This window comes from Sulfuricurvum sp., assembly GCF_023250475.1.
Taxonomy (GTDB): Bacteria; Campylobacterota; Campylobacteria; order Campylobacterales; family Sulfurimonadaceae; genus Sulfuricurvum.
This window is the reverse complement of record NZ_JAHFAQ010000091.1, coordinates 1-9,146: the sequence shown is the minus strand read 5'-3', so window position 1 is coordinate 9,146 and position 9,146 is coordinate 1. Positions and strand designations below refer to the sequence as shown.

Below are 9,146 nucleotides of genomic sequence, written 5' to 3'. Positions count from 1 at the left end.
ACAAATGCATTGGTAGCATTGGCGAGCTTGTTAAAGTCGTTATCTCCCGGCTGCAAAGGCGCAGGCTGAACATATCGGATGGTCCCATTCCGCGTATCGGCGGCGGAGGCATGGCAAATACTTTTGCCTCTTTGATACTTCCCAATTTCGGTCCGAGTGAACCTAGAATCCCGAAAACCGCCAACTCTTTTGTTGGGCGTTCAGCCCACGGTTTTAGCCGGGTAAAAATAACGGCGGAGTTGGGCTCTTGAGAAAAGGTAAGAATATTAAGCCCTGTGATAGCCGTATATTTATAAATCCCTTCTTGTTTGCTAAGAATGGCTTCTACCTGCTTGACAACCTCTAATGTACGGTTCGCGGTGGCACCTTCGGGAAGGTTGACACTGGTAATAAAGTATCCCTGATCCTCCATCGGTAAAAAGGCGCTCGGCAGAGTCTTATGAAAAAATCCGATAAAAAAGTATGTGGACAGATAGATAGCCAAGAAGATCAATGATTTGCGGATCATGAATCCGGATCGACGGACATAATTATCCGTCATGGCTGCAAATTTGCGGTTAAACCATCGGAAAAAACGTGCCGGTTCGTTCTCATGATGTTTCAGGATCAGTGCACCGATAGCAGGGGCAAAGGTAAGCGCCATAAACCCTGAGAAGACAACAGAGATGGCAATGGTTGCGGCAAATTGCTTGTAGAGCTGACCCGTCATACCGCCCAAAAAGGTTGCCGGGATAAATACGGCACACATAACCAATACAATGGCAATAACGGGACCGGAGATTTGAGACATCGCTTTGATCGCCGCTTCGCGGGGAGAAAGCTTTTCATGTTGGAGTATCCGTTCCATATTTTCGATAACTACGATGGCATCATCGACGACGATACCGATGGCCAGAACCAGTCCAAAGAGGGTGAGAGTATTAATGGAATATCCCAAAAGATACATACCGATAAAAGCACCCGTCAGAGAGATCGGGATCGAGAGGATCGGGATCATTGCTGCGCGGGAGCTTTGCAAAAAGAGATAAATAACCAAACTGACCAAAACGATCGACGCAAGGAGGGTAAAGATTACCTCTTCGATCGATATTTTGACGAAATCGGTTGTATCGTACGGAATGTCATACGCAATCCCTTTCGGGAATTTTTTGGAGAGTTTCTCCATTTTGGCGGCAACGGCGGCAGAGGTATCGAGCGCATTGGCGTTGGTATCGGCAAAAATTCCGATCATGGCCGCAGGTTTACCGTTAACCCGTCCGAAAAATTCATAGTTTTGACTGCCGAGTTCTACACGGGCGACATCATGCAGTCTTATCATTGAACCGTCATTTTTGGCGCGAATAATGATGTTTTGGAACTCTTCGGCTGTTGAGAAACGCCCTTTTGAGGTGAGCTGCATCGTCCACATCTGCTCATCATTGGTCGGAGCCTGCCCTAAACGTCCCGGGGAGACTTGGAGGTTTTGATCTTTAATCGCAGCGGCGATTTCAGAGGTGCTTACCCCCAGTGATGCCATTTTGTCAGGATTGAGCCAGACGCGCATCGCATAGTCGCGTTGACCGAAAATCTGGCTTCTCCCCGCTCCGGGGATTTTTTTAATCTCATCGAGAAGATTGGCGGAGATATAGTTGCTGATCCCCGTCGCATCGTAGCTTCCATCGGGAGAAGTGATGGCAACAATGAGTAAGATATCGGAGGTTTTTTTCTGTACGGTTATCCCAAGATCACGCGTCGTTTGAGGAAGTTGCGCTAACACTGAGTTGATTCGGTTTTGGACATCGACTGCAGCCATGTCTTGGTTTACACCGATGTTAAAGGTACACGTAATCGTAGCGCTTCCCGGAAGGGCTGCCGCTTTGGAAGACATGTACATCAATCCATCCGCTCCGGAAATCTGTGATTCGAGAGGGGTGAGAATATTGTTTGCGATGGTTTGCGCATCGGCACCCGGATACTGTGCCGAAACGACAACGGTAGGCGGGGTGAGATTCGGCAGCTGTGAGATCGGCAGCGTTTTAATCGCCACAAATCCTAACAGCATGATGATCATCGCGATAACAGCCGATAAAACGGGACGATTGATAAAATATTTAGAAAACATTATTTTTTACCGTTCGGAATGACTTCCGCCCCCGGTTTGAGTTTAGGCAATGAATCTGCGGCGATTTTATCTCCGGCATTGACACCGCTCTCGATCAGGATATTTTCGCCTACCCATTCTCCCGCTACAACCGGTTTTGGGCTAACGGTATTGTTGGCTTCAATAGCGTATACGAATTTCCCTTTTTCCCCAGTCAGTAGAGTTTTTTGGGGAACGTAGAGGGTGTTTTTCCACTCCATCCCTTTAACTTTGACTTGGACAAACTGTCCCGGAAGGAGTTTATGGTCGCTGTTATCGATTTCGGCACGGTAAGTGATGTTTCCGGTAGTCGAATCGACAAACGGCGCGACGAAGTTGATAGAGCCTTTTCGGGCTAATGTCGTTCCGTCACTGAGCGTAAGCTCAATAGTGTATTTCCCATCTTTAGGTGCGCTGAGGCGGCCTGCCGCAATTGCATTTTGTCGAGCAAGTTTTTCATTTTCACTGAAGGTAAAGTTGACGTACATCGGATCGGTTTGGTATACCGTTGTTAAGAGTCCATTGGCTCCTGCCGCAATGTACGTACCGACATCCACTTTTGACTTATCGACAAATCCGCTCATCGGAGCTTTGATTACGGTATAGCTGAGGTTAAGTTTGGCTTGTTCCAAAGAGGCTTTAGCCGCAGACAGAGCCGCCGCAGTATTACGCTCGTTTGCGGTTGCGGTATCGAGCTCTTGTTGGCTGGCAGCATTGGCTTCGGCGAGAGGTTTGATACGGTTCAATACCGCTTTGGCGTTGGTATAGTTTGCGGATGCAAGTTCATAGGCTGCTTTGGCATTTTGAAGCGAGTTTTGTAAATCCGACGGATCGATAACAAACAGAGTTTGCCCTTTGACAACGGCGGAACCTTCAACATAGGCTCGTTTTTGGAGATATCCGCTGACCCGTGCGAAAACCTGTACCGTATTAAAGGCTTGCGTCTGTCCTGTTGCTTGGAGGATAGCCGGAAAATCACCCGTTTTGACTTCGGTTGTTGTTAGGGGGATAGGCCCCTCTGGCGGTTTTTCCATCCCTGCGGCTTTGGGACGTTCACATCCGCTGATAGCAATGATTAAAGCACTTGATAGCGCAATCGTGGTGAGTCGGTTCATACGTTTTCCTTTGTAGGGTTGTGGAGGTGTTGGCACATCTGTTTTAAGACACGCAAAGTGATAGCAAGTTCTTCGGGGTTAAACTCTTTATGCAAAGCATCATTGGCTCGGGTTAAAACGTCCATAGTCGGTTTTTCGAGAGCAACACCTTGTGCTGTCAGGGTGACGAGATTGCACCGTTTATCGGTTTTGTCGGTGACACGCTGAATTAAAGAACGTTTTTCCAATCCTGCAATAAGACGGGTAATAGACGTTTTGTCTTTACCGACGAAATCGGCAATATATTGCTGAGTCGAGCTTTTCTCTTGCCACAGTACCACCATCACTTTAAACTGCTCAATCGTCATATCTATACCGTTTAGGGCCAATTGACGGGTGAGATAGGTGCGTGCGGTATAGGCGGCATGGTTGGTCAGACAACCGAGTGATTCGTCAACCGGACATTCGCATCGCTTCATAGAAATCTCCTAAATAGTTGACTATGCAACTAATTAGGCGAATTGTATTTTATTTGAACGTATAAAGTCAAGGGAAATTTGTTAATAATGTTAATAATTAAGGAGATTATATGCGCTATAATCCGCCGATTTTTATTCAGAAGGGTTTCTTAGTGGGTATGTTCCGATTGATTTTGACGGTTGCGGTTTTGGTAGGTTCTTTGTGGGGTGCGGTAACTCCTAAAAAAGTTCCCGTGTTATGTTATCACCGTTTTAGCAGTGGAGACCTCGATTCAATGAGTATTAAAACTCACGTATTCGGTGAACAGATGGAGTGGCTTAAAACAAACGGTTATACGGTGATTCCTCTTGATACGGCAATGCAGTATATGGAGGGTAAAATCAAATCGATCCCTGCCAAATCGGTCGTGATTACGGTCGATGACGGACACAAAAGCGTCTACAGCGATATGGCTCCTATCGTCAAAAAATACAAAATCCCTGTCACTCTGTTTATCTATCCGAGTGCGATCTCGAATGCTAAATATGCCATGACATGGGAACAGCTCACTGAATTAGAGACGACGAAACTGTTTCATGTCGAATCCCATACCTATTGGCATCCGAATTTTAAACACGAGAAGAAGAAACTCTCAAGCGAAGAGTATGCTAAGTTCGTCGATAAACAGCTTGGCGGTGCAAAGAAAAAACTTGAAGAGCATATGGGACATGAGGTCAAATATCTTGCATGGGTATTCGGTATTTACGATGATGCTTTACTCATAGATGCCAAAAAAACGGGATATGCGATGGCGTTTACGATTGATCGTAAGCACGCATCTTCAGGAGATAACGCGATGGCGTTGGGACGTTATATGGTTATCAGCAAACACACGATCAAAGATTTTGAGAGAATGGTTGATGGAACGGAAGATCGGATGCCTGCTGCAAAAAAAGAGGTTGTCAAATAGTAAATGAAAAGAAATATTAATGGACTTATTTATCCAGTTAGATCGATAATGAGGTAAAATTAACATATAAAAATATATAATAATTTAAGTTGATTGTAGTATTATTTTTTCATATATTTGAAGTAAATAGCATAAATAACAAAAATGCAAAGGCTTTCCAGTATGAAAAATTATACTTTAAATCAAAACGAGCAGGGCTACGGAAACGGTAAAAGCAACTGCATATGTGAACGTCGGCAGAAGAGTTATATTAAACCTTTCATCTATTATTTTTTACAAATTTTGTTGCTGATACCAGTTCTTGGACTCTTTGCAATGAATTTAAATCCGTTACATTGGTCTCACTTTCATTACGTTCTTTCTCTTGTATGGATACTGTATATAACGAAGAAATTATTGATGGTTTTGGCGAGACAAAGTAATGTTTAATGGTATGGCAGAATAGTCAATGAGATGGATATCATCATAATTGAGCATTAACTATAATTGAATTACAGCACGAGGACGCTATAATATAACAATAAATTCCATTACAAAGACCGTCCTTTGCATTTTGAACCCTACCCATTTGAAAAACTCACTTCCCTTTTAGAGGGGATTACCCCTAACAGTGCCTATTCACCGATCGCCTTGACCATCGGTGAACCGCAGTTTGAGACTCCCGCGTTTATCCAAAAGTCATTGGCAAAACACTCTGAAGAACTTCGCCGCTATCCCAAAACGGCAGGTGAAGCATATTTGAACGACTCGATGCGCGGTTTTGTAGAACGCCGTTTCGGGGTGAAATTGGGAACGAATGAGTTAATCAGTTCGTTCGGGACGCGGGAAGTACTTTTTAATTTTCCCCAATATTATCTGTTTGATAAACAAAACCCAGTCATGGCCTACACCAATCCGTTTTATCAAATTTATGAGGGTGCGGCAATCGCATCACGCGCGCGTGTTATCCATCTTAATTTGACTGAGAAAAACGGCTTCAAACCGATTGTCAACGAAGCGGAGCTTGCCGAATGTGATTTGGTGATTCTCAATTTTCCGAACAATCCGACGGCGTCGGTACTTAGCCTCGAAGAGCTTGGGCAATGGGTGAAGCTTGCTCTCAAACATAATTTCTGTCTTATCAACGACGAGTGCTACAGTGAGATTTATACCGATCAGAAAGTTCCCTCTCTTCTTGAAGCGTCGGTCTATGTCGGTAATACGTCATTTAAAAACGTTCTTGTCATCAACTCGATCTCCAAACGCTCTTCCGCTCCGGGACTTCGAAGCGGATTTATCGCGGGGGATGCGGAAATATTAAAAGGGTACGCTCAGTATCGAACGTATGTCGGATGCGCTTCGCCTTTGCCTCTCCAAGCGGCTTCGGCGATGGCGTGGGCGGATGAGTACCATGTGGCGAAAGCGCGCGCGGTATACGCTGAAAATTTCAAAGCGGCGCAGGAAATTCTGGGAATCGGAACTTCGGATGCAACCTTTTATCTCTGGCTCAAAGTAGACAACGCGCTTGAATTTACCCAAAGGCTCTATCGCGATTATAATGTCAAGGTATTGCCGGGGGAGTTTTTGGCACGGGAGGATGTATCGGGGGAAAATCCGGGGATCGGCTATATCCGTATCGCCCTCGTTGAAGAGACGGTTCGTACGATCCAAGCACTTAATCGCCTGAAGGAGGCACTGTCATGAAAGAGTTAAAAGATAAAATTTTCCAGGCGCAAAGCGAAGGGGACATCGCTTCGTTATACGTTCTTGAAGCACAGGCGCACGATAGCTTTGATGAAGATACGCTGATGGCCTATTATGCCAATATCCTCGATTTAGCATTGGAGCGTCTGACGAATGCGTTGGAAAATCTAGAAAAACTCGATATGAATGAAGTGCAGGATTTCGCGACGCTCCGAGCTTTATACGAATACGCGATCGAACACTACAGTGCTGGGAGCGCAACGGATGCAAGCGCATTGTTTGAAGTGCTCGGCGGAATCAGTAATGATGAAATGTTCAGTGAAGCGATGAAAGTCCACCGTGCAGGGTGTGACGCACAAATTCCGTTTGATGATTTTATCGACGAATACGTTGATATGGCCGCAACTCAAAACGGCGGGAAATTTTATATCAGTTTTTTCAAAAAGGGGATCGAAGCATGAAAATCCATTTTATCGGGATCGGCGGGATCGGCATTTCAGGATTAGCCAAATATATGCGTTTTAGCGGCCATGAGGTAAGCGGTTCGGATATGAAAGCGACCCATATCACCCAGCGTCTCCTTGATCGCGGAATCAAAGTATTTATCGGACACGATGCGGCAAATATCCCTCAAGGATGCGATTTGGTGATTCACTCGGCAATTATCCGTGACACGAATGTTGAAGTAATCGAAGCCAAAAACAGAGGGATCGACGTATTGCATCGCCGTGACGCCCTTTTGCGTATCCTCAAAGAGAAAAAAGTGTACGCGGTATGCGGAGCACACGGCAAAAGTACCACGACGGCGATTTTGGCTTCGATCATGAGCGGAAGCGCGATCATCGGTGCGGAATCGAAAGATTTCGGCTCCAACGTCCGCTATGACGGCAGTACCGACGTTATGCTCTTTGAAGCGGATGAGTCTGATGGAAGCTTTTTGAACTCCAACCCGTATTGTTCGATTGTCACGAATGCCGAACCGGAACACATGGAGTATTACCATTACAATATTGATGAATTCCATAATGCCTACAGCCGTTTCGTTGAGATGGCACCGATCCGAATTATCAATGCGGAAGACCCTTTTATGGCGACGCTCACCTGCGATGCTATACGCCTCTTCCCGAGTCAAGATATCACCAATATCCACTATACCCTCATTGACGATGAGCCGTATACCCGCTTTACCCTCAAAAACATGGGTGAGTTCGAAGTGTGGGGATTTGGTGAACATATCGCAATGGATGCCTCTTTGGCGATCTTGGCGGCGGCTCAGACCATGAGCATAGCGGCAATCCGTGCGAATATCCTCCATTTCAAAGGGATCAAAAAACGATTTGACGTAATTTTTAAAGGGTCAGACCGCGTTATCATCGACGATTACGCCCACCATCCGACGGAGATCAAAGCGACAATGGAATCACTCAAAATTTATGCGGAACTCAAAGGGTTCAAACGCATTATTGCCATTTGGCAGCCGCACAAATACTCCCGTACCATTGATAATCTCGATGCGTTTGTTGCGTGTTTCGAAGGGTGTGCCGAACTCGTGATTCTCCCGGTTTGGGCGGCGAGCGAAGAGCCGCGTGAGATCGATTTTGCAGGGCGTTTCGGACACTATAATCTCACGATGAGCGACAAACTTCACCGTGCAGGAGATACCATCGAATCCATTATCGGCGATGACGTGGTTCAAACGTACGATCACGATCTCATCGTTGGATTCGGGGCAGGGGATTTGACCTATCAGCTACGGGGAACCAAGTGAGATTTAACGGTCAATGAGTTCACTTTCCGCTAATCTAGCCGAGCTTTTCGGTAAGCTCGATCTCCTCCCTCATATCTCCTCGCTGGAACAGTTCTTTTCACGCGAGCAAAACATTGCAATCCCCGGAGATCAGGAACGGCATTACCGCTATATTCAAGCCCTTGATGCGTTGGAGTTCAAAGCCCCGCCGAAGAGTGTAGCTTTTGAGTCTATCATCAACCACCTCAAAAAGCAGGGGGTTTTGCGGTTCGAAGAGATCCACGAACTTCTCAAAGTCGTACGCTATTTTCGTCTGATGCGTAACCACGAGTTCGCAGGGATCATTGGCGAATGGATGGGGACGATCATCATCCCTGAAGTGTTCAGTGAGATCGATGAGTATTTCGATCATGAGGGGAATTTTGTCGAGTCAAAAGATGAGGAACTCTATAAAATCGCGCAGCGGATCAAAGCGATCAAAACCGAGATCAACGAGTCAATAAAGCGGCTGTTCCATACCCAAAAACTCGCCCCCTATCTCGTCGATACCCAAATCCACTATATCAACGATGAAGAGACCCTTTTGGTGCGCGGCGGGTTCAACCACGTCCTCAAAGGCTCCGTCGTCGGGCGGACGGGAGCGGGATTTTTCTACGTTGCCCCCGATTCGGTGCTCCGCTCGAAAGAGCAGTTGCGTTATGTATTACAAGAGAGGGAAACCAAGCTTTATGAGTATGCGAAGCGTTTCAGTGCAAAACTCTCCAACCTCGTCCCCTTCATCGGCTTTTGTGACCGCGAGTTCGACCGATACGATCACTACCAAGCGCGGGTATTGTTTGCCCGAGCACGCGATTTTGCGATCCTCAAACCCCAAAACAACACCGATATTGTTCTCGAAGAATTTTCCCATCCCGCCATCCATAAACCCAAACCGATCAGCGTCGATTTTCGCTCCAACCTCCTGATGATTACGGGGGTGAACGCGGGGGGTAAAACGATGCTCCTCAAATCGCTCCTCTCGGCGAGCCTGATGGCGAAGTATCTCATCCCGATGAAGATCAATCCCCACAAATC

Annotated in this window: 7 protein-coding genes and 1 pseudogene; 5 read left to right on the top strand and 3 right to left on the bottom strand. The window is 46.3% G+C overall.

Annotated features, from left to right (window positions below):
- The 3 genes from Q0C19_RS08870 to Q0C19_RS08860 form a co-directional block, all read right to left on the bottom strand.
- On the bottom strand, nt 1-2,101 hold a 2,101-nt coding region (locus Q0C19_RS08870; RefSeq protein WP_295055203.1), incomplete at its 3' end, for an efflux RND transporter permease subunit.
- The gene (locus Q0C19_RS08865) at nt 2,101-3,234 is read right to left on the bottom strand and encodes an efflux RND transporter periplasmic adaptor subunit (protein WP_295055201.1); all 1,134 of its coding nucleotides are present in this window, start codon (nt 3,232-3,234) and stop codon (nt 2,101-2,103) included. The genes Q0C19_RS08865 and Q0C19_RS08870, both read right to left, overlap by 1 nt.
- Nucleotides 3,231-3,692: a MarR family transcriptional regulator gene (locus Q0C19_RS08860; RefSeq protein WP_295055200.1), complete on the bottom strand. Its 462-nt coding sequence runs from the start codon at nt 3,690-3,692 to the stop codon at nt 3,231-3,233. The genes Q0C19_RS08865 and Q0C19_RS08860 overlap by 4 nt, the downstream gene beginning before the upstream one ends.
- A 110-nt stretch (nt 3,693-3,802) precedes the next feature.
- On the opposite strand from Q0C19_RS08860, the gene Q0C19_RS08855 reads away from it, so the two are divergent.
- From Q0C19_RS08855 to Q0C19_RS08835, 5 genes and pseudogenes are all read left to right on the top strand, one after another.
- A complete protein-coding gene (locus Q0C19_RS08855; protein ID WP_295055198.1) occupies nt 3,803-4,642 on the top strand; it encodes a polysaccharide deacetylase family protein in 840 nt (279 codons plus the stop codon).
- Between the two features lie 546 nt (nt 4,643-5,188).
- Nucleotides 5,189-6,325, top strand: a complete 1,137-nt coding sequence (locus Q0C19_RS08850) for a succinyldiaminopimelate transaminase (protein WP_295055197.1) — start codon at nt 5,189-5,191, stop codon at nt 6,323-6,325.
- Entirely contained in the window at nt 6,322-6,786 is a 465-nt protein-coding gene (locus Q0C19_RS08845) for a hypothetical protein (RefSeq protein WP_295055195.1), read from the top strand. Before Q0C19_RS08850 ends, Q0C19_RS08845 begins: the two co-directional genes overlap by 4 nt.
- Nucleotides 6,783-8,093 (top strand): UDP-N-acetylmuramate--L-alanine ligase, encoded by a 1,311-nt coding sequence (murC, locus tag Q0C19_RS08840; RefSeq protein WP_295055193.1) that lies wholly within the window; start codon nt 6,783-6,785, stop codon nt 8,091-8,093. Before Q0C19_RS08845 ends, murC begins: the two co-directional genes overlap by 4 nt.
- 13 nt (nt 8,094-8,106) lie before the next feature.
- A pseudogene (locus Q0C19_RS08835) lies at nt 8,107-9,146 on the top strand (endonuclease MutS2); the annotation flags it as partial.